The sequence below is a fragment of the Hyphomonas sp. genome (genome assembly GCF_018402285.1).
Taxonomy (GTDB): Bacteria; Pseudomonadota; Alphaproteobacteria; order Caulobacterales; family Hyphomonadaceae; genus Hyphomonas.
The window spans coordinates 936374-960751 of record NZ_JAGYJH010000003.1; the positions used below are offsets into that span (position 1 = coordinate 936374).

General features: G+C 63.3%; 19 protein-coding genes and 1 pseudogene. 15 read left to right on the plus strand and 5 right to left on the minus strand.

What is annotated here, in order from left to right:
* Positions 1 to 2: 2 nt before the first annotated feature.
* Both KG722_RS07130 and KG722_RS07135 read right to left on the minus strand, forming a co-directional pair.
* On the minus strand, positions 3 to 914 hold the full coding sequence (locus tag KG722_RS07130; protein ID WP_213271059.1) for an ABC transporter permease subunit: 912 nt from the start codon (positions 912 to 914) through the stop codon (positions 3 to 5).
* Positions 914 to 1879 carry an ABC transporter permease subunit gene (locus KG722_RS07135; protein ID WP_300998389.1) on the minus strand — a complete coding sequence of 322 codons (966 nt, stop codon included), beginning with the start codon at positions 1877 to 1879 and terminating at the stop codon, positions 914 to 916. The genes KG722_RS07130 and KG722_RS07135 overlap by 1 nt, the downstream gene beginning before the upstream one ends.
* Before the next feature lie 140 nt (positions 1880 to 2019).
* Here KG722_RS07135 and KG722_RS07140 point away from each other — a divergent pair, with 140 nt between their 5' ends.
* From KG722_RS07140 to KG722_RS07150, 3 genes are all read left to right on the plus strand, one after another.
* Entirely contained in the window at positions 2020 to 2430 is a 411-nt protein-coding gene (locus KG722_RS07140) for a TIGR01244 family sulfur transferase (protein ID WP_213271061.1), read from the plus strand.
* 114 nt (positions 2431 to 2544) lie between these two features.
* Positions 2545 to 3483, plus strand: a complete 939-nt coding sequence (locus KG722_RS07145) for a hypothetical protein (protein WP_213271062.1) — start codon at positions 2545 to 2547, stop codon at positions 3481 to 3483.
* 34 nt (positions 3484 to 3517) lie between these two features.
* The gene (locus KG722_RS07150) at positions 3518 to 4417 is read left to right on the plus strand and encodes an MBL fold metallo-hydrolase (RefSeq protein WP_213271063.1); all 900 of its coding nucleotides are present in this window, start codon (positions 3518 to 3520) and stop codon (positions 4415 to 4417) included.
* Positions 4418 to 4483: 66 nt separating this feature from the next.
* Here KG722_RS07150 and KG722_RS07155 read toward each other — a convergent pair whose 3' ends face one another.
* Positions 4484 to 4987: a hypothetical protein gene (locus tag KG722_RS07155; protein WP_213271064.1), complete on the minus strand. Its 504-nt coding sequence runs from the start codon at positions 4985 to 4987 to the stop codon at positions 4484 to 4486.
* 111 nt (positions 4988 to 5098) lie between these two features.
* Here KG722_RS07155 and KG722_RS07160 point away from each other — a divergent pair, with 111 nt between their 5' ends.
* The 4 genes from KG722_RS07160 (at position 5099) to KG722_RS07175 (ending at position 11896) form a co-directional block, all read left to right on the plus strand.
* The gene (locus KG722_RS07160) at positions 5099 to 6724 is read left to right on the plus strand and encodes a peptide ABC transporter substrate-binding protein (RefSeq protein ID WP_213271065.1); all 1626 of its coding nucleotides are present in this window, start codon (positions 5099 to 5101) and stop codon (positions 6722 to 6724) included.
* A 41-nt stretch (positions 6725 to 6765) separates the two neighbouring features.
* Positions 6766 to 7878 carry a DUF3667 domain-containing protein gene (locus tag KG722_RS07165; RefSeq protein WP_213271066.1) on the plus strand — a complete coding sequence of 371 codons (1113 nt, stop codon included), beginning with the start codon at positions 6766 to 6768 and terminating at the stop codon, positions 7876 to 7878.
* A 257-nt stretch (positions 7879 to 8135) separates the two neighbouring features.
* Positions 8136 to 11135 (plus strand): TonB-dependent receptor, encoded by a 3000-nt coding sequence (locus tag KG722_RS07170; protein WP_300998292.1) that lies wholly within the window; start codon positions 8136 to 8138, stop codon positions 11133 to 11135.
* A gap of 224 nt (positions 11136 to 11359) precedes the next feature.
* On the plus strand, positions 11360 to 11896 hold the full coding sequence (locus tag KG722_RS07175; RefSeq protein WP_213271067.1) for a hypothetical protein: 537 nt from the start codon (positions 11360 to 11362) through the stop codon (positions 11894 to 11896).
* 24 nt (positions 11897 to 11920) lie between these two features.
* On the opposite strand, the gene KG722_RS07180 is transcribed toward KG722_RS07175, so the two are convergent.
* Both KG722_RS07180 and KG722_RS07185 read right to left on the minus strand, forming a co-directional pair.
* Complete coding sequence (locus KG722_RS07180; RefSeq protein WP_213271068.1) at positions 11921 to 12817, minus strand: class I SAM-dependent methyltransferase; 897 nt, start codon at positions 12815 to 12817, stop codon at positions 11921 to 11923.
* Positions 12814 to 13629, minus strand: coding sequence for an RNA methyltransferase (locus KG722_RS07185; RefSeq protein WP_213271069.1), 816 nt, complete (start codon positions 13627 to 13629; stop codon positions 12814 to 12816). The genes KG722_RS07180 and KG722_RS07185 overlap by 4 nt, the downstream gene beginning before the upstream one ends.
* A gap of 104 nt (positions 13630 to 13733) precedes the next feature.
* On the opposite strand from KG722_RS07185, the gene KG722_RS07190 reads away from it, so the two are divergent.
* The 8 genes and pseudogenes from KG722_RS07190 (at position 13734) to rpoB (ending at position 24362) form a co-directional block, all read left to right on the plus strand.
* Entirely contained in the window at positions 13734 to 15164 is a 1431-nt protein-coding gene (locus tag KG722_RS07190) for a hypothetical protein (protein ID WP_213271070.1), read from the plus strand.
* Positions 15161 to 16423, plus strand: coding sequence for a hypothetical protein (locus tag KG722_RS07195; protein ID WP_213271071.1), 1263 nt, complete (start codon positions 15161 to 15163; stop codon positions 16421 to 16423). Before KG722_RS07190 ends, KG722_RS07195 begins: the two co-directional genes overlap by 4 nt.
* Positions 16424 to 16538: 115 nt before the next feature.
* The gene (locus tag KG722_RS07200) at positions 16539 to 17375 is read left to right on the plus strand and encodes a M48 family metallopeptidase (protein WP_213271072.1); all 837 of its coding nucleotides are present in this window, start codon (positions 16539 to 16541) and stop codon (positions 17373 to 17375) included.
* Between the two features lie 200 nt (positions 17376 to 17575).
* Positions 17576 to 18022 carry a 50S ribosomal protein L11 gene (rplK, locus tag KG722_RS07205; protein WP_213271073.1) on the plus strand — a complete coding sequence of 149 codons (447 nt, stop codon included), beginning with the start codon at positions 17576 to 17578 and terminating at the stop codon, positions 18020 to 18022.
* Between the two features lie 5 nt (positions 18023 to 18027).
* A complete protein-coding gene (gene rplA, locus KG722_RS07210; protein ID WP_213271074.1) occupies positions 18028 to 18723 on the plus strand; it encodes a 50S ribosomal protein L1 in 696 nt (231 codons plus the stop codon).
* A gap of 394 nt (positions 18724 to 19117) precedes the next feature.
* The gene (gene rplJ / locus KG722_RS07215) at positions 19118 to 19633 is read left to right on the plus strand and encodes a 50S ribosomal protein L10 (RefSeq protein ID WP_213271075.1); all 516 of its coding nucleotides are present in this window, start codon (positions 19118 to 19120) and stop codon (positions 19631 to 19633) included.
* Between the two features lie 58 nt (positions 19634 to 19691).
* Positions 19692 to 20069, plus strand: coding sequence for a 50S ribosomal protein L7/L12 (gene rplL, locus KG722_RS07220; RefSeq protein ID WP_213271076.1), 378 nt, complete (start codon positions 19692 to 19694; stop codon positions 20067 to 20069).
* Between the two features lie 154 nt (positions 20070 to 20223).
* Positions 20224 to 24362: pseudogene (gene rpoB / locus KG722_RS07225) on the plus strand (DNA-directed RNA polymerase subunit beta).
* The last annotated feature ends 16 nt before the right edge of the window (positions 24363 to 24378 follow it).

A 24378-nucleotide genomic window follows, 5' to 3' on the forward strand; every position in this document is an offset into this window, starting at 1 on the left:
CTTCAGCGCTCTTTGGGATCAAGTGCGTCGCGCAGGCCGTCGCCGATGAAGTTGAGGCACAGGAGCGCGACCGACATGACGCCCGCCGGAATGAGCAGCATCCAGGGTTTGTCTTCCATCATCCTGGCGCCGTCGGAAATCAGCACGCCGAGCGAAGTCAGCGGCTCGTTCACGCCGAGGCCGAGGAAGGAGAGGAAGCTTTCAGCCAGGATCACCACCGGGATGGTGAGGGTGACATAGACAGCAACCGGGCCGATGACGTTGGGCAGGATGTGGCGGAAGATGATGCCGCGCCGGGAGACACCGGCCGCGCGGGCGGCCTCGATGAATTCCTTGCCCTTGATGGCGAGCGTCTGTCCCCGGACGATGCGGCTCATCGTCAGCCATTCGATGGCCCCGATGGCGGCAAAGATCAGCACGATGTTGCGCTCGAACACGGTGAGCAGAAGAATGACGAAGAAGATGAAGGGCAGGGCATAGAGCACGTCGACGAAGCGCATCATGAAATTGTCGACCCGGCCGCCAAGATAGCCGGCCGTTGCGCCCCATGTGACGCCGATGACGAGGGAGACGGCCGTGGCGACGACGCCGACGAGGAGCGAGATGCGCAGGCCGATCATGGTGCGGGCGAAGAGGTCGCGGCCCTGAAGGTCAGTGCCGAAGATGTGCCAGTTCTCGAAAGTCGGATTGACGGTGCGCAGGTCCGAGATGGTGCGGTAATCGTGGACCCAGACCATCGGGCCGAAGATGGCGACGAGGACAAGGAAGCCGATGATCCACATCGAGACGACGGCGGCGCGGTTGCGCAGGAGGCGGGCGCGGGCATCGTCCCAGAGGGAGCGCCCGCCGGTGATGGCGGTCTTGACCGCTTCGACGCGGCCGGTTGGGTCAAGGATGGGGTCGATGTGCGCCATCAGTCGTATTTCACTTTGGGATCAAGCATCGCGTAGAGGATGTCTGCGACGAGATTGAGGAGAATGATGAGGCCGGCATAGACGATGATCGCGCCCATCACGAGTGTGTAGTCCCGGTTGAGGGCGCCATCGACGAAATAGCTGCCGAGGCCGGGCAGGCCGAAGATCTTCTCGATCACCACCGAGCCGGTCATGACGCCGGCCATCGCCGGGCCGGCATAGGAGACGAGCGGCAGGAGGGCGGAGGGCAGTGCGTGGCGCACGATCACGTCGCGCTCGGCAAGGCCCTTGGCGCGGGCGGTGCGGATATGGTTGGCGCGCATCGTCTCGATCATCGAGGCGCGCATCAGGCGCGAGATGATGGCGATCTGGGGCAAGGCGAGGGTGAGCACCGGCAGGGTCATATTGTGCCAGCTCATGCCGATGTTGGGCCATGTGCCAAGGCCGCCGACGGCGAAGATGCCTGCGCCCAGCGACAGGAGGAGGATCAGGATCGGGCCGGTGACAAAGGTGGGCACGGAGATGCCGAACATCGCAAAGCCCATGACGCCGTAATCAGCCGCCGTGTTTTGCCTCAGCCCCGCGAAGATGCCGAGCGAGGTGCCGACGGTGAGGGCGACCAGCATGGTCAGGGCGCCGATGGTCATCGAGATGGGCAGGCCGTCGGCGATGAGATCGTTCACGCTCTTGCCGAGGGTCTTGTAGGAGGGCCCGAAATCGCCCTGGAGGACGCCGCCGACATAATTGAAATATTGCTCGTGGAGGGGTTTATCGAGGCCGAATTTTGCGGCGATGGCCGCTTCGGTGGCGGGCGGGAGGCGGCGTTCGCCGTCGAAGGGGCCGCCCGGGGCGGCCCGCATCATGAGGAAGGCTACCGTGATGATCGCAAGCATCGTGGGGATTGCGATCAGCAGGCGCCGGAGCGTATAGCCCCAAGGAATACGTCCGAATGCGCGCTGAAACATTGTCACGAGTAAAAAAGCCTCTTGTCACAGCAGGTTGATCAGGCCACGGCCCTCCGCCAGCTTGGCAGGGCCCCCAACACTCCTTAGCTTGTCGGGCAGACCGATCAAGCGATGGCTGCAGGAGCAGGAGAATTTTGAGTATGGCTGACATCCGCCGGGTCACCCCCGATTTCGCCGTAGCGCCGCAGATTTCCGAAGCGGACGTGGAAAAAATTGCCGCCGCCGGTTTCAAGACGATCATCGTCAACCGGCCCGATGGCGAGGGCGGGGTCGACCAGCCGCGCATGGGGCCAATTCGCGTCAAAGCCGAATCCCTTGGTCTGACATTCGCCGCGCTGCCGTTTTCCGGGGCGCCGACGCCGGAAATCGTCGAGCGGATGGGGCATATCCTGAACGAGGCGCCCCAGCCTGTGCTGGCCTATTGCCGGACGGGTACACGCAGCATCACGGCCTGGGCGCTGGTCCATTCGGGGCAGGGCGCGGGCGATGACATCGTTGAGGCCGCAGCCAACGCAGGGTATGATCTTTCCAGCCTGCGCGAACTGCTCTGAAGCCCGGCAGGATCACACTTGCGCCGCAAACCGGGTGTTGATGCAGGCGCTGAGCCGTGCAAGGGCTCTGACCCATCAGATTCCGCCCCGCAGCGGGCGACAGGAGTAGAGCGTATGTCAGGCCGGTTCTGGACCGACGATTTCAAGCTCGATGCAGGCACCATCCTCGTCAAGAAGACGGGGCACCGGATCGTTCCCGACCTGGCGCTGGCGCACAGCATCTTCACCTGGTTCTGCTTCTATTTCTTTGTCCAGACCTGGCGCACGTCGCGGCTGCTGACCGGCCACACGCGCCCGACGATTGCCTTCTATCCCGACAAGCCCCGGCCCTGGTATTTCATCTGGTCGGTGATGCATGTTTCCGGCGCCAGGCTGGTGGACGACATCTCCACTGCCGACATCGTGATGCATTTCGACGATTCGACCGAGTCGAGCCCGTACGTGCCAACGGTCAAGCCGGGCGCGCATGTCCTGAACTTTGACTGCAACGACATTTCCAAGTCGCGCGTGGCGGTGGCCTATGAGACGGCCAGCGGCCAGACGCTGGCCGTTGATCCCACCACTTATGCCGGGCGGATGGTCGAGAAGTCGGAAATGAACGCTGCTCATGACGGGCGCATCCTTGAAGGGCCGCTGGACGCGCCGGTCGAAGGCAAGACCTATCAGCGCCTGATCGACAACGAGATCAATGGCGGGCTGGTGGAAGACCTGCGCTGCTGTCTCGTCGGCGGCAGCCCCGTGGTTGTGTTCCGCAAGCGCCGCCCGCTGGAGCGCCGCTTTCTCAACGAGAATGTCCAGGTTCTGCTCGACGAACCCCGCAATTGTTACTCCCAGGATGAAATCCGCGTGATCGAGGCCTTTGCCGCCGATATTGGGCTCGACTGGGGCGGGGTGGATGTTCTACGGGATCGGGCGACGGGGAAGATCTTCATCGTCGATGCGAACAAGACCGATATGGGACCGCCGGTGGCGCTCAAGCTCGGTGCCAAGCTCAGGGCCACCCGCCGCATGGCGCGGGCCTTTGCCGAAAAGTTCGCGTCGAAGAAGCGTTGATCCGCCCACAACCTTTCGCTTCGAGAGCGCCTTAATGCCGATCCCTTTTGTCCGGGAAATTGAGTTCGAGTACGGACGGGTTGACCGCGTCTCTCCCCTGATCCGCCGCGTCATTGCCAACAATCCCGGACCCTTCACCTATACTGGAACCGGCGTGTTCATTGTCGGGCAGGGCGAGGTTGCCGTGATTGATCCGGGGCCCGATCTTGCCGAGCATTTCGAGGCGCTCAAAGCCGCCCTCGCGGGGGAAAAGATCACCCACATCCTGGTGACGCACGGGCATTCCGATCATTCGCCGCTGGCAGGCCCGCTGGCCGAATGGGCAGGCTGCAGGACCTATGCGCGCGACGCCGGCATTCATACGGCCAAGGACGAGCTTGGCAGCGCAGACGACCTGCGCTTCATGCCGGACGTGAAGCTGAAGGATGGCGATACCGTCTCCGGGCCGGGCTGGACGCTGGAGGCGATCTTCACGCCGGGCCATACCGCCAACCACACCTGCTTTGCCCTGCGCGAAGAGAATGCCTGTTTCACCGGCGACCATATCATGGGCTGGTCAACCACGGTGGTCTCCCCGCCGGACGGGGATATGGGCGATTATATGGACAGCCTCGAGAAGATCCGTGTGCGTGGTTTCGAGACGCTCTGGCCAACCCATGGCGAGGCGGTGCGCGGCAAGGAATTCGTCAACACCTTCATCACCGAATATGCGGCCCACCGGCGCGCGCGGGAAGCGGCGATCATCGAGCAGTTGGCCCGTGGGCGGACGAACATCCCGGAGATGGTTTCGGAAATGTATGCCGATGTCGACAAGCGCCTGCATCCGGCCGCCGCGATGAGTGTGCTCGGGCACATGATCGATCTTGTCCGGCGCGGCGTTGCGCGCACGCCCGACAGCGCGCCGACGACAAGGTCGGTTTTCGAGCTTGCCTGAGCCTGGCCTGAGCCTGGCCTGAAACTGGCCTGAACTCGGCCTGAACTGGTCCAGGAAACGCCCAGGTCAGTTTTCCCGGCGCACCCGGAAGGCGAGGCCTCCGTCAAGCTTCATCTTGTAGCTGCCCATTGCGGCCTGGAAGATTTCAGCTGTCTCGACATCGCGCGCCCTGACTTTCTTGTCATCGATCTGCTGCCAGACCGAGCCGTTCTCGAGCGTGACGCGCAGCTTGCCGCCAGCGCCGGAAACCGACTTTACAGCTTCGGTGACCCGCTCCAGTCCGGTCGCGCCGGATGTCTCGCCCCCGCCGAAGGCGGGCAGGGAGGGGATGCGGAACCCGAAGGATTCGCGCTGGACCTTTTCGACTTCGGCCCGGGTGATGACTTTCACCTCGCCCTGAGCCTGGGCCTCTTCCAGCCGCCCGGCGGCGGCGTCGTAACAGCCTACCCGCTCGGCCGGGTCTGCGATCACGCGGCAGGCGAGGACCGCCTCAAGGCTCGCTTCCTGAGCGAGCGCCGGCCCGCCAAGGCCCGCGGCAAACAGTGTCATGACAGCAAGACGACGCAGCATGGATCAGCTCCCGTTCACTTATCTGTGGGCAAGTCTTTGCTTTTTGCTGCCCGTCTGGCACCAGTTCTGGCAAATTCGGAACGAGACTGGAAGATCAAGGAGGCATAACCGATGAAAATGAGATCCCTGCTGGCCGGCGCGGCCAGTGCGATGCTGGCGCTGACGCTGGCTGCCTGCGGTGGTGGCGGCGGCTCTGCCGAAGACGATGTGCCAACGCTGCGGCGCGGCATCTCGGCCAAGGTTGATACGCTCGACCCGCACAAATCCTCGGCGGCCTGGGAAAACATTATCATCGGCGACATGATGATCGGCCTCACGACCGATGATGCCGACGGCACGCCTGTGCCGGGGATGGCGACAAGCTGGGAGGTCGATGACACCGGGACGGTGTGGACCTTCAAGCTGGGCGATTACACCTGGTCGGACGGGGCGCCGGTAACCGCCGAGGACTTTGTCTACGCTTTCCGCCGCATCCAGGACCCGACGGTCGCGTCCCAGTATGCCTCGATGCTGTGGCTGGTGAAGAATGCCGAGAAGGTGAACAATGGCGAGCTGCCGCCCGAGGAAATGGGCGTGCGCGCGATTGACGAGAAGACCTTCGAGATCACGCTGGAATATCCCGCGCCCTACCTGCCGGGCCTGGTGTCTCACTATACGACCTTTCCGGTGCCGCGTCAGGCGGTGGAGACCTTCGGCGACGCCTGGATCCAGCCGGAGAACATTGTCGTCAACGGCCCTTACAAGCTTGTCTACTGGCGCACTGGCGACCAGCTGGTGGCGGAGAAGAACCCGTCCGGTTTTGGCGCGGCCGAGGCCTGCTTTGACCGGGTCGTCTATTTCGAGATCGAGAATGAAGCCGCCTATGAGAACAAGATCTCGGCCGGAGAACTCGACATCAACAATGCCTTTTCGGGCCCCCGCCAGTCAGAGATCGAAGCAAAATTCCCCGGCTGGGTCCGCACCGGGCCAGGCCTCCTGACCACCTACTGGACGTTCAATCAGCAACGCGCTCCCTTTGATGATGTGCGGGTGCGCAAGGCGCTTTCCCTGGCGCTCGACCGGGAATTCATGGTGCGCAATGTGATGACGCCGGGTTTCCAGGCGGCCTATGCCTTCGTCCCGCCGGAGATGAGCAATTACGACGTCGATCGCCCGGCCGTCTACTGGAAGGATCTCTCGCGAGAGGAACGCCTCGCCCAGGCCCGCAGCCTGCTTCAGGAGGCCGGCTTTGGCCCGTCCAACCCGCTGCGCTTCGAGTTCACCCACCGCTCGACCGGGGACAATCCGAAGGTTGCCCCCGTGGCCCAGCAGAACTGGGCGGAGATCGGCGACTGGGTGCAGCCGACCATCGTGCGCCAGGACACCAAGGTGCTCTATGCGCGCCTGCGCCAGAACGACTTCCAGGTGTCGGACGCCGCCTGGCTGGCGGACTTCGATGATCCGATCAACTTCCTCTACCTGCTCCAGTCGACGACCGGGCAGCAGAACTATGGCCGCTATGCGAACGCTGAGTATGACGCGCTGCTGGCCCGGTCGAACCAGGAACTTGATCCTGCCAAACGGGCCGAACTGTTTGCGCAGGCCGAAGCCCTGATGCTGGAAGAGTATCCGATCACGCCGATGTGGGTTCAGGTGACCCAGAACCTCGTCGATCCGACCCTGACGGGCTGGGAAGACAATGCGAAGGATGTCCATCGCTCGCGCTTCCTGTGCCGGGACGGCCTGACGGCCAACTGAAGCCAGGACGGGGCCATGTAGCATGCAGGGGGGAGGGGTGGATGGAGCATGAAGCTGAAGCCGCTGGCATGGCCGCTGCCGGAGGGCTCTCCAGCGGCGCCCACCACCCTGTCACCACAGGGGTGCCGTGCCGCAATTGCGGCACGGTGCTGCATGACCGGTTCTGCCCGTCCTGCGGGCAGCTGGGGGCGGACTTCCAGCGCCCGGTGTTTGAACTTGTCAGCACCAGCCTCGGCGACATGTTTGCCCTCGACGGGCGTCTCTGGCGCACCGTTCCGGCGCTGCTCTTCCGCCCGGGCTGGGTGACGCGGCAGTATCTGGACGGGAAGCGGGCGCGCTTCGTGCCGCCGTTCCGGCTCTTCCTCCTCTCTTCGCTGATCTTCTTCTTCATGGTCTTCGGCGTGCTGGAGCGTCAGCCCTGGATGCAGGAGCTGCGCATCGATCCGGCAGACCTTGCCGGCGACCAGATTGTGGCCGACGGGGTGAGGGTGAACCTTGGCGGGGAGGCGGCGGCTGCGCGGATCGAGGCAGAACTCAGCCAGTCAGGCCTGACGCCCGAGCAGCAGGCAGAGCTCTCGCGCGCGATCGAGGCGGGCGATACCGGCGGGATGCTCGACCATTTCATCCGCGAGGATGGCTCGGTGGACCGGGAGGCCCTGCGCGCTTCCATTGCCGAGCAGAATGCGGGCAGCATGACGCCCGAGCAGATCAGGACGACGCAGGATGTCGCCGACCGTGTGGCGCGGGTGTATGAGAATCAGGCGCTGTTTGCCGGCCGGATGAAGGAATGGGCACCGCGTTTCACCCTGCTTTTCCTGCCGATCTTCGCTTTCCTTCTGGCGCTGTCCTATGGCTGGCACCGGAAGAAGTTCTTCTATGACCACCTGATCACCAGCCTGCATTACCAGACCTTCGTGCAGATCATGCTGGCCGCGCTCATCGGCGCCAGCGTGATCTTCCCGCCGCTGGCGGGCTGGGCGTCGCTGATCTCGCTGGTTTTGCTCTACCTGTATCTCGGGCGGCTCTTGCGGGTTACCTATCGCACGGGGCATTTCATGTCGGGATTGCGCGCCTTTATCCTGCTGAATGCGGGCTTTCTGGTGCTGTCCCTGCTGGCGATCGGCCTGGTGCTGCTCAGCTTTTTCCTGGTTTGACAGGGCAGGGGGCGGTCAAGCCACTTCGTGACGGCCGGCGGAAATCCGGGCTGAGTGACACATCACAAGGCCTTGTTAACCATCGGATGTCTCCGAGTGAGGCGTTGTTGCCACAGTTTGCCGCTTTCATGACATTTTTGACAAAGCGCGATTGACTTGGGGAGAGGAGCAAACCTTAACTCCGGGCAATTGTCCGCCTAGAGGGTTGGCGGACGCTCGTTGCTTTACGAGCAGTTTTAACGGGAGAGAGCACACTTATGAGTGAATTTAACCTCAAGACACGTCTTTTGATGTCGTCGATGATCGCCGGGGCGATGTTTGTTGCGACCGCAACAATCCCCGCCATGGCACAGGAAGATGAAACGCCTGTGACAACAACGGATGAGGCAGCTCCGGATGCCGAAGCCCGCCAGCAGCGCATCACGGTCACCGGCACGCGCATCCTTCAGCCGAACCTGACGACCACCAGCCCGGTTTCGTCGGTTTCCTCGGAAGACTTCAAGCTTCAGGGCGTGACCCGCGTTGAAGACCTGGTCACCCAGCTGCCGCAGGCTTTCGCAGCGCAGAACTCGACCGTTTCGAACGGCGCTTCGGGTACCGCGACGGTTTCGCTGCGCAACCTCGGCGCGACCCGCACCCTGGTCCTGATCGATGGCAAGCGCATGCCTTACGGCTCGCCCAACGACCCGGCCGCTGACCTCAACCTCATCCCCAGCCAGCTCGTCGAGCGGGTTGACGTCCTGACCGGCGGCGCGTCGGCCGTTTACGGTTCTGACGCCATTTCGGGCGTCGTCAACTTCATCATGAAGAAGGACTTCGAGGGCGTTCAGGTCGACGCCCAGTATGGTTTCTTCAACCATGAGAACGACTACGACACCAACGGCAACCTCCGGGACGTGATCGAAGGCCGCGCCGCGACCAACCCGAGCCAGTTCGCGCTGCCCGAAGACAATGTCACCGTCGGATACAGCAAGGAAATCACCGGCGTTATCGGCATGCAGACCGATGATGGCCGGGGCGGTTTCGTCGGTTATGTCGGTTACCGCAACAACGATTCGGTTCTGCAGAAGTCGTTTGACTATTCTTCCTGCGCCATCGGCAGCGCGAATGCGACCGGCTTCACTTGCGGTGGTTCGGGCACGGCTGATCCGGCCCGCTTCACTGACTTTGCCACATTCGACCTGACATTTGACCGCGATTCCGGCGCCTACCGCCCCTGGAGCAACGCAACCGACCAGTACAACTACGGCCCGCTGAACTTCTATCAGCGTCCCGACGAGCGTTACTCGGCAGGTTTCTTCGCCGACTATGAAGTCAATCCGTATGTGAATGCATATGCGAACTTCATGTTCATGGACTACCAGTCGAACTCCCAGATCGCGCCTTCGGGCAACTTCTTCTCGACGGCCAGCATCAACTGCGACAACCCGCTGCTTCCGGCTGCGATCACGGCTGTGAACGGCTGTACGCCGGCTGCAATCGCGGCGGGCGATTCGGTGACGATGTATATCGGCCGCCGGAACACGGAAGGCGGCGGTCGTCAGGACAATCTGGGCTACCAGACCTATCGCGGCGTTATTGGCTTCAATGGCCCGCTGTTCGACGTCCCAGGCTTCGAATACGATGTCTCGGCCCAGTTCAGCCAGGTCACGCTTACGCGTTCCTATGGCAACGAGTTCTCCACCGCTCGTCTGACGCGGGGCCTGGACGTGATCACCGACCCCGACACCGGCCTGCCGGCTTGCCGCAGTGCCGTTGATGGTTCTGATCCCAACTGCGTTCCCTACAATCCGTTTGTCCAGGGTGGTATCGGCCCTGACTTTCTGGACTATGTCCAGCTTCCGCTGCTGCAGAACGGGACCACAGAGCAGTCTGTCGTGATTGCCTCGATCACGGGTGACCTTGGCCAGTACGGCTTCCAGCTGCCGACCGCAGATGAAGGCCTGAAAGTTGCCGGCGGCCTGGAATATCGCCGTGACGCGATTTCCCAGACAGTTGACGTCAGCTTCTCCTCTGGCGACGGCGCTGGCCAGGGCGGACCGACGCTGCCACTGTCAGGCTCGATCGATGTGTACGACCTCTTCGGTGAATTCCAGCTTCCGCTGATCACCGGCCGTCCGGGCGTCGAGCTGCTTTCGCTCGACGGCGCGGCACGCGTTTCGGACTACTCGACGGGCATCAGCTCGGAAGCCTGGAAAATCGGCGCAGAATATGCTCCGACCTCTGACGTCCGCTTCCGCGGAAGCTATCAGAAGGCTGTTCGCGCCCCGAACGTCATCGACCTGTTCACCTCGCAGGGCCTTGGTCTCTTCGACATTGACGATGATCCGTGCGACTTCACCGACCCGGCTGGCGACGGCACGGCAACGGCTGCCGCCTGTATCGGCGGCGCGCCTCACCAGCTCACCCTGACCCAGGCAAATGCCGGTTTCGTCACCTCGCCCGCTGGCCAGTACAACCAGCTGACCGGTGGTAACCCGGACCTTGATCCGGAAGAAGCAACGACCTTCACCGTCGGCTTTGTTGCAACGCCGAGCTTCGTTCCGGGCCTGTCGCTGTCGGTCGACTATTACGACATCGAGATCACCGAAGCGATTTCTTCGGTCGGTTCGTCGGTTACGACGCAGCTTTGCTACTTTGAAGGTGATGCAGACGCTTGCGGCCGCATCACGCGTAACCCGGGTACGGGCGCCTTCTGGACCCCGGGCGGCGTCATTCAGGACCTCAACCTCAATATCGGTGGTATCCAGACCTCCGGTGTGGACATCTCGGGTGCTTACGGCTTCGACATCGGCCAGCTGGGTGGGATCAACCTCACCTATAACGGTACCTATCTCGACAGCTATACGGTTGACCCGATCAACCAGCCCTTCGCAGAGTTCGACTGCGTGGGCAAATACGGCAACGATTGCGGTACACCGACCCCGGAATACCGTCACCGCGCCCGACTTGGCTGGGCAACGCCGTATGATGGTCTCGGTCTGAACCTGACCTGGCGTCACATCGGCGCTGTCGACCTCGACACCGGTGCAACCGGCCGGGTTGACTCGACCCTGGACGCTCAGGACTACTTCGATGTCTCGGGTACCTGGGCTGTCAGAGACTGGGCTGCGTTCCGCTTCGGCGTGAACAACTTCCTGGATAATGACCCGCCGCTGTCGGCTTCGGTCGGCACCACGGGCAACGGCAACACCTACCCGCAGACCTATGATGCCATGGGCCGCTACGTGTTCCTTGGCCTGACAGTCGACTTCTAAGAAGTCTGCGACAGCAAGAATCTGGGAACGGCGGTCCTTCGGGGCCGCCGTTTTCTTTTGTGGCGGGTTCGGTATCGGCCCCTTCAGGCCCTCTCATGAACCGCGCTCAAGGCTGCCTGGGGGAGGCGTTGCCCTGGCATTGCGTGGCTGTCCCCCCTGTTGAGGGGGATTACAGGGGCGCGGGGTGTGTCATTCTGAACGCCTTCAGCACATGGGAGATCGACATGACCCTCAACCCACCCTTGAAGATACTGGCGGGGATTGCCGTGGCGGGCCTCGTTGCGGCGTGCGCCAGCGCGCCGGCGCCGCCTGAAGCACCGGCGGCTGTTTCGGCCGTGCCGGACCTGCCTGCGCCGGAATGGCGCAAGATCATCCAGCAGGACGAGCGCTTTGCCGTCTTCATCAGCCAGCCGGCCTTGCGCGAGGGGGACCTTGCCTTTTTCCGGATGGTGTATGTCTACATGCCGGACGAGGTGTCCTTCGAAAACCGCTTTGTGGCCTGGCAGGAATATCCGTATGCGACGCTCGACTGCGCGCGGGACAGCGTGAGGATGGGCCAGCGCACGCGCTATGATTTCGAAGGCAGTGCGTTCGGACAGGACGAGGATACGGCTTTCTATCCGATCATCGGGCACGCGGTGGCGCGCTCTCGCGATGTCATCTGCAAGAATGAGCCCTGGGACGGCATGGATGTGGTCGCCGGCGGCGCAGGCTGGGTAGAGCGCGAGCGGGCGAAAATCCCGGGCAGCAAGGCCCTCTGACACCCGCAACGGGGCAGGGCAGCGTCAGGCCGCCCGCCAGCGGGCGTAGAGCGCGGTTGGCAGGAGCCGGTCTGACCCCTGCTGGGGCAGGGCCATCTCGCCCATTTCCATTACCCCGCCATAGGGCGCCAGCCGGTCGCCCAGCGCCTGGGCGACGGCGAGATAGGAGAGGCGCACGGCATAGGCGGTCAGGATGACGAATTGCGGCGCCTCGCTGAGGAGGCTCTGCACGCCGTCGAGCAGTTCGGGCAGGCTCTCTTCGAAGCGCCAGGTCTCGTTTTTCGGGCCGCGGCCAAACTTTGGCGGGTCGAGCACGATGGCGTCATACCTGCTGCCCCGGCGGATTTCGCGGGCGACGAATTTCATCGCGTCATCGGCGATCCAGCGGATGGTGCGATCCTCCAGGCCGGACAGGGTCTGGTTGTCCTTGCCGTATCCGTTGGATTTGGGGCTGGCATCAAGGTGAACGACCTCTGCGCCGGCCGCCGCGCAGGCGAGCGACATCATGCCGGTATAGCCAAAGAGGTTGAGCACTTTGAGAGGACGCTTTGCGGCGCGGATCTGGTCCTGCGCGAATCGCCAGTGCACGGAGTGTTCCTGGAAGACGCCCATATGGCGGAATGCGGTGCGCCGCGCGGTGAAGGTAAGGCCGTTCCAGCGCATCGGCCAGTTTTCGGCAGCGCGCGCGGAGAGCACTTCCCATTGCCCGGCCCCGTCTTCATCCTGCGCCTTGGTGACGAAGCGGGCGTCTGCCTTCCAGCTCTGCACCGGGCGGGCTGGTTCCCAGAAGGCCTGCGGGTCGGGGCGGATCACGGTCTGGCCGGCGAAGCGTTCGAGCTTCTGCAGGTGGCCGGAATCGAGCAGGGCGTAGTCTTCCCAGTCATCTGCCACGAGCAGGCGGGTTTCGGTTTTCAGGCTCATGCATAGCTCCGCTGGCGCCAGGCTTCATAGATCATGATGGCGCTGGCCTGGGCAAGGTTCAGGCTGTCGGCGCCCCCGCGCATGGGAATGAGGCAGAGCGTGTCGCAGGCCGCTTCGGCCCATTCCGGCAGGCCCGCCTGTTCATTGCCCATCAGGAGGATCGCGCCGCCGGTGAAATCGGCGCCGTCATGGCGCATGCCGGCATTTACGGAGGCGGCAGAGAGGCTGAGGCCCACGCCCTTGCGCCAGGTGTTGAAGGCGTCAAAGCTCGCCTGGGCGAAGGGGACATCGAACACCGATCCCATGGACGCGCGCACGGCCTCGAAACTGTAGGGATCACAGCAGGTGCCGATGAGGATCACGCCGCTTACCCCGGCGCAGTCTGCGGTGCGCAGGATGGTGCCGAGATTGCCGGGGTCGCGCACTTCATAAAGGGCGATGTAGAGCGGCGGGGGGGCCGGTTCGGGCAGGGTCTCGAGCGTGAGGTGGCGCTGGCGGAAGGCGGCAACCACGCTCTGGGCGTTGTCCTTCTGGGTGATCCTGGTCATCAGCCGCTCAGGCGCCATCACGACGCGGGCGCCGGCCTTTGCGGCCGCTCCGGCGAGGTCACGGATCTGTGGCCGTTCTGCCATATCGGCCGCGATAATGACGGTTTCGGGCTGCCAGCCGCGGGCGAGGCCTTCGCTCACGATCCGGGCGCCTTCTGCGAGAAACAGGCCGGATTCGGCGCGCTCCTTCTTGCGCTCAAGGCCTTTCAGGGCCTTGATCAGCGGATTGGACGGGCTGGTAATCAGTTCAAGGGGCTGTTTCATCGCCGGAATGGGTCTGTCGGGTTCATCTTGCGGTCTGGTAAGGGTTAGGGCATGCCTCGGCTCAGAGGGTGCTGTGGGGGTACTGGTTTTGGGAGGTCAGCGACGTGTTTCGCCTGCTTGACTACCTGATTGGGGGGCTTGCGCTCCTGGCCCTGCCTTTCCTGTTGTGGTGGGGCATCTACCAATCCCCGCAGAGCGCTGTAAACCTCCAAGCACGGCTGGAGGCGCGCGCGGCCGCCGCCCTCACACAAAGCGGCAATCACTGGGCGCGTGTCTCGATGGATGGCCAGCGGGCTGTCCTGACCGGGGCGGCGCCGTCCCATGACGCCGTCACCGAGGCTGCCCGGGCGGTCCGCCGCAGCAGCGGGCCGGGCGGAATTGTCTTCGGAGGGGTCACGCAGGTGGAAAGCCGCACAGACGCGGCCCCGCCCATTTCCCCCTATGTCTGGCGGGCCCGGAAGACGGCCGAGGGGCGGATCGAGCTCTCCGGCCATGTGCCGACCAAGGCCATTCAGGCGAGCCTGATCGAGGAGGCGCGCCTGGTTGGCCGCGCGGCCGTGGATGACCAGATGACGCCCGCGCCCGGCGCGCCAGGCGGAAACTTTCAGGGCATTGCCCGCTTTGCCCTCACCCAGCTGTCACAGCTGGACGAAGGGGAGGTGACGATTTCCGATTACCGGGTGATCCTCAAGGGCAGCGTGGCCGATCCGGCCAAACGCGCCGGGATCGTGTCCGCGATGTCGAAGATCGCGGCGCCGTTCCGGGGCGAGCCTTTGCTGACAGGTGAGATGCACTGGCAGGCGGCGCTGGCAGGGGGCGTGCTGAGCCTTTCGGGAAGCGTGCAGACTGAGGCAGAGCGGCGCCAGGTTCTGGCGGTCGTTAAGAGCGCCGGATTTGAAGGCGAAATCAAAGACGGGATGACGCTTGAGCCTGCTCCGGCGGAAGGGTGGCTCGCAGGGGCGCTGGCGGGCCTGCCTCAGTTCACGCAGTTTGATGAGGGCGTTATGGCATTTGACCCGGCAGGCGGCGTGTTCCGGTTTGAAGGCGCAGCGCGCGCCAGCACGCTCCATTTCCTGCAAGAGGACATGGCGCGGGAAGCGGCTGGCTGGAAGACCGTAATGGGGGCTGAAGTGGCCCGAAATGTTACCGCAATGGCCGCACGTGTCACCCCGGCGTCTGCCGATGGCGCGCCTCTGGCGTGTGAGGACGAACTTGCCGCAGCGCTCGCCGCAGGCGGCATCGGCTTTGCCGAAGGCGGCGCGAGGATTGCCCGCCAGAGCGGCCCGGCGCTCGACCAGATCGCCGCAATCCTGCTCAGCTGCGACACGGCAGACCGTTTCGAGGTCATCGCCCCGGGCAGCGTGCAGGCTTCGGAACTGGCGGATTTCCTTGTGTCGGCGGGGGTGGCGCGTGCGCGCCTGGCTGCTATCAGCTATGGCTCACAGCCGGGCACAGAGGCTACTCAGTCAGCCGAAGATGGCGGGGACAGTGCCCGGCCTGTCGATATCAGAATTGCGGAACGGAGCAGACAATGACCTGGCTTGTGGCACATATGTGGATTGCACTGGCTGGCGCGGCGCTTCTGGCGCTGGCGCTGGGCTGGTCGATCCGCGGCATGCTGCTGCTCGGCAAGCTGCGCCGGGCTGAAGTGGACCGCGACGTGGCGCGCGTGGAGCTGGGCGAAGCGCGCGAGGAGATCGAGCGGCTGTTTGCCTCTCAGCGCAAGCTGCTGTCAGGCCAGGGAGACACGCAGGCCTATGAGGCCATGCAGGTGTCGCCCCAGGCCGATCCGGCCCTTGAGCAGCAGCTGGCAGAAACGGCCGCCGCCCTTCAGGCGGCGCGCAGCGAACTGGAAGCCCTTCGGTCTGCGCCGCCCGTCCTGGCGCCCGTGCTGGCGCCCGCGCCGGAGCTTGCCGCGCTTCCTGTGGCAGACGGCGGGCACATGCAGAAAACCCGGGAACTGGAAGACCGCGTGGCCGGGCTGGAGGCAGACCTTGCCGAGGCGCGCCGGGCGCTCGGCGCGGCAGAACTGGCCCGCGCTGAAGCGGTGGCGGCTGCGCCGGCTCCGCAGGCAGCCTCTCCGGCTGAAGCCGATCCGAAACTGGTCTGGAAGGTTGAGTACCTGACCCAGCGCGTGAAAGCGCTGGAAGGGGAGGTAGCCGCCCAGCCGGTATTGGCCACCCTGGCTGCCCCGGTTGCAGAGCCCGGTGGCGCCGCCGAGGCCCCTGCTGCCAGAGCGGCCGAGGAATCGGCCGAGGAAGAACTGGCAAGCCTGCGCTGGCGCAACCGGTATCTTGAAGGGCGCCTTGCGTATTTTGAAGGCGATGCCGAGAGCGTCGCGGACGAAATGGAGGACGCCGGGGAAGACATCGACCCGCAAGACGACGCGGCAGACGCCCTGGCGGATGAGGACGATGCCGCCGCAGACTTTGCCGAGGATGACGAGGCGGACGAAGGCGCCTCCGCCGCTGAGGCGATCCTTGGCCGTCTGGAGAAAGAAGATGCCCTGGCCGATGCCGGAGAGCCTGGCGCCGGCGCGGCCCCCGTGCGGCCCCTGGCGCTTGAGCGGCCGGTCGAAGGCACGCCCGACGACCTGACCCTGATCGGCGGCATCGGCCCGCGCATCCAGGACGTCCTCAACTCGCTCGGCATCTATCACTATGACCAGATTGCCGAATGGACGCTGGAAAACATTGCCTGGGTCGACGCGTATCTGAACTTCCATGGACGCGTGAAACGTGAAGGCTGGGTCGAGCAGGCGGCCGTTCTGGTTGGCGAGGGCGCCGAGCCCTGAGGCGGGCAGTTCACATTCAGCGCGGGTTCACGCGCCGACCCTAGACTGGGCCAGCCAGATTGCATTTTGCCGGCAGAGGGTTAACCTTCGCCTTGCCGGTCACAAGGAGAGACAGATGGTCGAACGGATTGATTTTGACGGCGAGATTCTTGCCGGCGCGCCCAAGATCGCCATGTCGCGCCGCGCGATCATCACGGGCATTGCGGCCGGCTCGGTCCTGCCCTTCGTGTCGGGCTGCACCACCAACCCGGAAACCGGCCGCAGCCAGTTCCTGCTGATGGGCGACGCGGACGTCGCCAGCATGGCAACGGCGGCCTGGTCGGACATGAAGTCCCAGGTGCCCCAGACGTCGAATTCGGCGCTGCGCAACCGTGTGCTGAATGTCTGGAACCGTACCGCCAAGGGCGCCCGGCGCGACCATGAGCAGTGGGATGTGGCCGTGTTTGACACCGACGACATCAACGCCTTCGTGATGCCCGGCAACCGGGTGGGCGTGTATCGCGGCATCACCGAGCTGACCGAGAATGACGACCAGCTCTCGTCCATTCTGGGCCATGAGGCCGGACATGTGACCGGCCGTCATGCGGCCGAGCGCATGTCGGTGGCCATGGCGGCGCAGGCCGGCATGATGGTTGGCCAGATCGCAGTGGCGTCTTCCGAAGAGCTCAGCAAATATGGCTCGGCCATCGGCGCGCTGGGCGGCGCGGCCGTGCAGTTCGGCGTGATCTTGCCCTATAGCCGCAATCATGAGCTCGAAGCAGACCGTCTCGGCGTCGATTACATGCACAATGCCGGGTATGACGTGAAACAGTCGGTGCGTCTTTGGGAGCTGATGAACGCCCAGTCCAAGGGCCAGCGCCCGCCAGAGTTCATGTCGACCCATCCTGATCCGGTCCGCCGCGCCCAGGAGCTGCGCCAGTATATCAACGCCCGCGGCTATGCGATGATGTAGGCAGGGCGGCCACGCCGCTTGTGTTGAATCGGCCCGGACGCCCGGCGCTCCGGGCTTTTTCATGCCCGCGCTTGACCGGGCAGGGGCTTTGGGCCATACGCCCCGCTTCTGCGGGAGGCTGCCAACCCGACCGCGGAGCCTCGATATCAACCGGGCGGATCGAAAGACCACCGCCCCTTCGCCAACGTTGTGAGGACAAAATGGCTAAGAAACTTCTGGGGCAGATCAAGCTCCAGATCCCGGCCGGCAAGGCCAACCCGTCGCCGCCAGTGGGCCCGGCCCTGGGCCAGCGCGGTATCAACATCATGGAATTCTGCAAAGCCTTCAACGCCCGTACCCAGGGCATGGAAGAAGGCATCCCGACCCCGGTCGTGATCCAGTATTACCAGGACAAGTCGTTCACCTTCGTCACCAAGACGCCGCCTGCCACTGTTCTGCTGAAGAAGGCCGCTGGCCTGAAACTCGGCAAGAAGCCGGCATCGGGCGCGAAAAAGCCCGGTTATGACACCGTCGGCAAAGTGACGATGGATCAGGTGCGCGAGATCGCGAAGGTCAAGATGGACGACCTGAACGCGAACGATCTCGATGCTGCCACCAAGATCATCGCCGGCTCTGCCCGCGCGATGGGCCTTCAGGTTGTGGAGTAAGCGACATGGCGACCAAAGGTAAGCGTACCCGCGCAATCGAGCAGACCGTCGACAAGACGAAGGCGTATTCCGTCTCGGAAGCCGTCAAGCTCGTGAAATCGAACGCCAAGGCGAAATTCGACGAGTCGATCGAAATCGCCATCAATCTCGGCGTTGACCCGAAATATGCCGACCAGCAGGTCCGCTCGGTGGTGAACCTCCCGGCAGGCACCGGCAAGGACGTCCGCGTGGCCGTGTTCGCCAAGGACAAGAAGGCTGAAGAGGCCCTTGCTGCCGGCGCAGACATCGTGGGCGCCGAAGACCTGTTCGAGAAGGTCAATGGCGGCTTCATGGACTTCGACCGCGTCATCGCGACCCCGGACATGATGGGCCTCGTCGGCCGTCTCGGTAAGGTGCTCGGCCCGCGCGGCCTGATGCCGAACCCGAAAGTTGGCACCGTGACCCCGAACGTCACCCAGGCGGTCAAGGACGCCAAGGGCGGCGCCGTCGAGTTCAAGGTCGAGAAGGCCGGTATCGTTCACGCCGGCGTTGGCAAGGCCAGCTTCTCCGACGCTGACATCGAGAAGAACGTCCAGGCGTTCATTTCGGCAGTTGTAAAAGCCCGCCCGTCGGGTGCGAAAGGCACGTTCGTTCGCAAGGTGACCCTGTCTTCGACGATGGGCGCCGGTGTTACGATCGACCTGGCTGAAGCCAAAAGCTGAGACCAGGCCCCCAAACGGGCAAGGATTTGAGAAGGCCCGGAGCTGCCCTGCGGCTCCGGGCTTTTTTGCGCCCCTGTGAAAAATTCAGGGAAGGGGGTTGCAGACCTCTGGAAAAACCGTTAACAGCCGCCGCTTGACGGGAGTTCTCCGATATGCATCGGCGGCCTCCCGTTTTCCTGTCCAAGACCATAGGTCGTACCCTTCGGGGTTGCTAAGGGCCATCTGGCCGCCTGTGTAGACGGGGTGAGGCGTTGAAACGGTTCGGAATTTCCTGGAATCCCCAGGAAATGCAGACCGGGCAGGCCAATCCCTGGGCAGGCGCTGAGGCTCTTTCGGGGGTTTTGGCGATTACCAGGGCGGCCGGATGGTCCGGGCGCCTCAATGGAGACCCGCAATGGATAAAGCTGGAAAAAGCGCGGCTCTCGAGAACCTCAAAGGGGTTTTCGAAGGGGCGGGCGTGGTCGTCGTGACCCACTATACCGGTCTTACCGTGGCGGAAATGACGAAGCTGCGTGGCCTTCTCCGCAAGGACGGCGCGCACTTCAAAGTGGTCAAGAACCGCCTTGCGAAAATCGCGCTGGGCGGGGCAGGTGGCGACAAGGCACAGGAGCTCTTCCAGGGCCCCGTGGCGATCGCCTACTCGCCGGATCCGGTGTCGGCTGCCAAAGCGGCCGATGAGTTCTCGAAGGAAAATTCGAAACTCGTCATCATCGGCGCCGTGATGGGTGAGCAGGTCCTCGATGCCAGCGGCGTCGAAGCCCTCGCGAAACTGCCGTCTCTCGACCAGCTGCGTGGCAAGCTCATCGGGCTCATTCAGGCTCCGGCAACGAAAGTTGCAGGCGTCATCCAGGCCCCGGCGTCGCAACTTGCCCGCGTGGTGTCCGCCTATGCGTCGAAAGACGCCGCATAAGACACCCGTTTTCGCTACACCAAGACACTAACAACCGAACCAAACAGGAATCAAAATCATGGCAAATCTCGAAAAGATTGTCGAAGATCTCTCGGCTCTGACCGTTCTGGAAGCTGCTGAGCTTGCAAAGATGCTCGAAGAAAAGTGGGGCGTTTCTGCCGCTGCTCCGGTGGCTGTTGCTGCTGCTGGCGGTGCTGCTCCGGCGGCTGCTGTCGAAGAGAAGACCGAATTTGATGTCGTTCTGACCGACGCCGGCGCGAAGAAAATCGAAGTCATCAAACTCGTCCGCGAAGTCGTTCCGGCTCTCGGCCTGAAGGAAGCCAAAGACCTCGTCGAAGGCGCTCCGAAGACCGTCAAGGAAGCCGTTTCCAAAGCTGACGCTGAAGAGATGAAGAAGAAGTTCGAAGCTGCAGGCGCCAAAGTCGAGCTCAAGTAAGCTCTGCAGTTGAAGCATCCGGGCGGCGTTCGCGCGAGGCGTTGCCCGTTCTAGGATCTGCGCGGCGGTCTCCATTTGGGATCGCCGCGTACTCGCGTTCTAATCACAGGCTGCCTGCGCGCGTGCGGGCAAGCCGAAAGACTGGGAACCTGGGATGGCACTCTCCTTCACGGAAAAGAAACGTATCCGCAAAAACTTCGGCCGCATTCCCGAAGCCATCGAAATGCCAAACCTGATCGAGGTCCAGCGCGAGTCCTACGAAGCCTTCCTCCAGATGAACACGCCGCGCGAAAAGCGCTCGGACGATGGCCTGGGGGGTGTCTTCAAATCGGTTTTCCCGATCACGGACTTCTCTGAGCGCGCGACCCTCGAATACGTCTCCTACGAGTTCGAACAGCCAAAGTTCGATGTCGAAGAGTGCATGCAGCGCGACCTGACGTTCCAGGCGCCGCTGAAAGTGCGCCTCCAGCTCGTCGTGTTCGATGTCGATGAAGACACCGGCGCCCGCTCCGTCAAGGAAGTCAAAGAGCAGGAATGCTATCTCGGCGACATCCCTCTGATGACCGAGAAGGGCACGTTCGTCATCAACGGCACCGAGCGCGTGATCGTCTCGCAGATGCACCGCTCGCCAGGCGTGTTCTTCGACCACGACAAGGGCAAGACCCACGCTTCGGGCAAGCTGCTGTTTGCTGCCCGCATCATTCCCTATCGCGGCTCCTGGCTCGACTTCGAGTTCGACGCGAAGGACATCCTCAACATCCGTATCGACCGCAAGCGCAAGCTGCCGGCGACAACGATGCTGTATGCGCTCGGCTATGACACCGAGCAGATCCTCGACCAGTTCTATTCCCGCTCGATCTACCGCCTGGACAAGAAGGGCTGGGTCACCGGTTTCCGCGCTGACGCCTGGAAGGGCGTGAAGCCGGAATTCGACCTGATCGACGCCAAGACCGGCAAGGTTGTTGCCGAGGCCGGCAAGAAGATCACCGCCCTCAAGGCCAAGCGCGCCGCAGAATCGGGCACCGACGAGATCCGCGTGACCTCCGAAGCCCTGATCGGCAAGTTCCTGGCCCGTGATGTTGTAAATCTCGAGACCGGTGAAATCTTCGGTGAAGCCGGCGACGCGCTGGAAGAGGCGACGATCGCCGAAATGCGCGACTATGGCATCGACGCGATCGAAGTGCTCGACATCGACGCCGGTGGCCGCGGCCCCTGGCTGCGCAACACGCTTAAGGCAGACAAGAACGAGACGCGCTTCGAGGCGCTCTCCGACATCTACCGCGTGATGCGCCCCGGCGAGCCGCCGACGCAGGAAGCCGCCGAGGCCCTGTTTGGCCAGCTGTTCTTCGATTCTGAGCGCTATGATCTCTCGGCCGTCGGCCGCGTGAAGATGAACATGCGTCTCTCGGTGGCCGTGCGCGAGTATGAGTCGGCTGAAGACAGCATGCGCACGCTGCGCAACGAGGACATCATCGGCGTCATGAAGGTCATCCTCGACCTGAAGGACGGCAAGGGCGAAGTCGACGACATCGACAACCTCGGCAACCGCCGTGTCCGCTCGGTCGGCGAACTGATGGAAAACAACTACCGCATCGGTCTGGTGCGCATGGAGCGCGCGATCAAGGAACGGATGGGCGCGGTCGATATCGACACCGTGATGCCCCACGACCTGATCAACGCCAAACCGGTTGTGGCGGCCGTGCGTGAATTCTTCGGCTCCTCGCAGCTGTCGCAGTTCATGGACCAGACCAACCCGCTCTCCGAGATCACCCACAAGCGCCGTCTCTCGGCGCTTGGCCCGGGCGGTCTGACACGTGAGCGCGCAGGCTTTGAGGTCCGTGACGTTCACCCGACCCATTATGGCCGTATCTGCCCGATCGAGACGCCGGAAGGCCCGAACATCGGTCTGATCAACAGCCTTGCCACCCATGCCCGCATCAACAAGTACGGCTTCATCGAGAGCCCGTACCGCCGGGTGAAGAACGGCAAGCTGACCGAAGAGGTCGTGTATCTCTCCGCCATGGAAGAGAGCATCTATTCGATCGCTCAGGCCAACGCGACCGTGAACGCCAAGGGCGAGCTCGTGAACGAGTTCGTCAACGCCCGCGTTGCCGGCGACGTGACCATGGTTGCCAAGGAAGAAGTCCAGTACATGGACGTCTCTCCCAAGCAGGTCGTCTCGGTTGCTGCCTCGCTCATTCCCTACCTTGAGAATGACGACGCCAACCGCGCGCTCATGGGCTCGAACATGCAGCGTCAGGCTGTGCCGCTCGTAAAGTCCGAAGCCCCGTTCGTCGGCACCGGCATGGAAGCGGTCGTTGCCCGCGACAGCCGCGCTGCGATCGTTGCCCGCCGGGCAGGGGTGGTTGAGCAGGTTGACGCGATGCGTATCGTTGTGCGCGCCACGGAGGATCTCGAAGGCTCCAAGTCGGGCGTCGATATCTACCGTCTCGCCAAGTTCCGCCGCTCGAACCAGAACTCGTGCATCAACCAGCGCCCGATCGTGAAGGTCGGTGACGTTGTCACGAAGACCGACATCATCGCTGACGGTCCGTCCACGGATCTCGGCGAGCTGGCCCTCGGCCGTAACGTGCTCGTCGCGTTCATGCCCTGGAACGGCTACAATTTCGAGGACTCCATCCTGATCTCCGAGCGCATCGTGCGTGACGACGTGTTCACCTCGATCCACATCGAAGAGTTTGAAGTCGCTGCCCGCGACACCAAGCTCGGACCGGAAGAGATCACCCGCGACATCCCGAACGTCGGCGAGGAAGCGCTCCGCAACCTCGACGAGGCCGGCATCGTGGCGGTTGGCGCTGAAGTGAAGGCGGGCGACATTCTCGTCGGCAAGGTCACCCCGAAGGGCGAAAGCCCGATGACGCCGGAAGAGAAACTCCTCCGCGCCATCTTCGGCGAGAAGGCCTCCGATGTGCGTGACACCTCGCTGCGCGTGCCCCCGGGCGACGCCGGTACGGTTGTCGATGTCCGCATCTTCAACCGCCATGGCATCGACAAGGACCAGCGCGCGCTTCAGATCGAACGCGAGCAGATCGAGAAGCTGCAGGAAGACAAGGAAGACGAACAGTCGATCCTGGAGCGCAACACCTATACGCGTCTGCACGACATTCTCGTCGGCAAGGAAGCGGCTGCAGGTCCCAAAGGCTTCAAGGCCGGCAAGATCGCAGAAGCTGCCCTTGAAGACCTGACCCACCGCCAGTGGTGGGAAATCGAGCTGAAGTCGGAGAAGGCCCAGGCCGAACTCCTCGCCCTGCGCGAGCAGTTCGACGCGTCGATCCGCGAGCTTGATGCCCGCTTCAACGACAAGGTCGAGAAGGTCCAGCGCGGCGACGATCTGCCTCCGGGCGTGATGAAGGTCGTCAAAGTCTTCCTGGCCGTGAAGCGCAAGCTTCAGCCGGGTGACAAGATGGCCGGCCGCCACGGCAACAAGGGGTTATCTCCAAGATCAACCCGCTCGAAGACATGCCCTTCCTGGAAGACGGTACGCCGGTCGATATCGTTCTCAACCCGCTGGGCGTGCCTTCGCGCATGAACGTCGGTCAGATCCTCGAGACGCACACCGGCTGGGCCTGCCGCGGCCTTGGGCACATCATCGACAAGGCCCTGGAAGAGTTCCACCAGAAGCATGATATGAAGGCGCTCAAGGCGTCGCTGAAGCATGCCTATGGCGCTGGCCAGGAGATGCCTGAGACCGATGCGGAAATCATCGAGCTCGCCGGTAACCTCCGCAATGGTGTTCCGATTGCAACGCCGGTCTTCGATGGTGCCCGTGAGGAAGACATCAATGACCTGCTGACACGCGCTGGTCTGGATACGTCGGGTCAGGTCCGCCTGTTCGACGGCCGCACCGGTGTGGCATTCACGCGCCCGGTCACGGTTGGCTACAAATACCTTCTGAAGCTCCACCACCTGGTCGACGAGAAGATCCACGCCCGCTCCACGGGTCCCTACTCGCTCGTCACCCAGCAGCCGCTGGGCGGCAAGGCACAGTTTGGCGGTCAGCGCTTCGGCGAGATGGAGGTCTGGGCTCTGGAAGCTTATGGCGCTGCCTACACGCTGCAGGAAATGCTGACGGTGAAGTCGGACGATACCGCCGGCCGTGCCAAGGTCTACGAAGCGATCGTCCGCGGCGACGACACCTTCGAGGCCGGCATTCCGGAAAGCTTCAACGTGCTGATCAAGGAAATGCGCTCGCTCGGTCTCAATGTGGAGTTGCTCGAGGAGAACGGCCTCGAGCGGGACGCAGCAGAAGAGGCCCCGGTGGCCGCCGAGTAGACTTTCCGCAAAATAG

Excerpts from the sequence above, each read along its gene's own strand:
- KG722_RS07185 (WP_213271069.1), bottom strand. The coding sequence starts at position 13,629 with ATGAAACAGCCCCTTGAACTGATTACCAGCCCGTCCAATCCGCTGATC.
- KG722_RS07170 (WP_300998292.1), top strand. The coding sequence starts at position 8,136 with ATGAGTGAATTTAACCTCAAGACACGTCTTTTGATGTCGTCGATGATC.
- KG722_RS07195 (WP_213271071.1), top strand. The coding sequence starts at position 15,161 with ATGACCTGGCTTGTGGCACATATGTGGATTGCACTGGCTGGCGCGGCG.
- KG722_RS07145 (WP_213271062.1), top strand. The coding sequence starts at position 2,545 with ATGTCAGGCCGGTTCTGGACCGACGATTTCAAGCTCGATGCAGGCACC.
- rplK (WP_213271073.1), top strand. The coding sequence starts at position 17,576 with ATGGCTAAGAAACTTCTGGGGCAGATCAAGCTCCAGATCCCGGCCGGC.
- rplA (WP_213271074.1), top strand. The coding sequence starts at position 18,028 with ATGGCGACCAAAGGTAAGCGTACCCGCGCAATCGAGCAGACCGTCGAC.
- KG722_RS07140 (WP_213271061.1), top strand. The coding sequence starts at position 2,020 with ATGGCTGACATCCGCCGGGTCACCCCCGATTTCGCCGTAGCGCCGCAG.
- rplL (WP_213271076.1), top strand. The coding sequence starts at position 19,692 with ATGGCAAATCTCGAAAAGATTGTCGAAGATCTCTCGGCTCTGACCGTT.
- KG722_RS07175 (WP_213271067.1), top strand. The coding sequence starts at position 11,360 with ATGACCCTCAACCCACCCTTGAAGATACTGGCGGGGATTGCCGTGGCG.
- KG722_RS07200 (WP_213271072.1), top strand. The coding sequence starts at position 16,539 with ATGGTCGAACGGATTGATTTTGACGGCGAGATTCTTGCCGGCGCGCCC.
- KG722_RS07130 (WP_213271059.1), bottom strand. The coding sequence starts at position 914 with ATGGCGCACATCGACCCCATCCTTGACCCAACCGGCCGCGTCGAAGCG.
- KG722_RS07165 (WP_213271066.1), top strand. The coding sequence starts at position 6,766 with ATGGAGCATGAAGCTGAAGCCGCTGGCATGGCCGCTGCCGGAGGGCTC.
- KG722_RS07155 (WP_213271064.1), bottom strand. The coding sequence starts at position 4,987 with ATGCTGCGTCGTCTTGCTGTCATGACACTGTTTGCCGCGGGCCTTGGC.
- KG722_RS07150 (WP_213271063.1), top strand. The coding sequence starts at position 3,518 with ATGCCGATCCCTTTTGTCCGGGAAATTGAGTTCGAGTACGGACGGGTT.
- rplJ (WP_213271075.1), top strand. The coding sequence starts at position 19,118 with ATGGATAAAGCTGGAAAAAGCGCGGCTCTCGAGAACCTCAAAGGGGTT.
- KG722_RS07160 (WP_213271065.1), top strand. The coding sequence starts at position 5,099 with ATGAAAATGAGATCCCTGCTGGCCGGCGCGGCCAGTGCGATGCTGGCG.
- KG722_RS07180 (WP_213271068.1), bottom strand. The coding sequence starts at position 12,817 with ATGAGCCTGAAAACCGAAACCCGCCTGCTCGTGGCAGATGACTGGGAA.
- KG722_RS07135 (WP_300998389.1), bottom strand. The coding sequence starts at position 1,879 with ATGTTTCAGCGCGCATTCGGACGTATTCCTTGGGGCTATACGCTCCGG.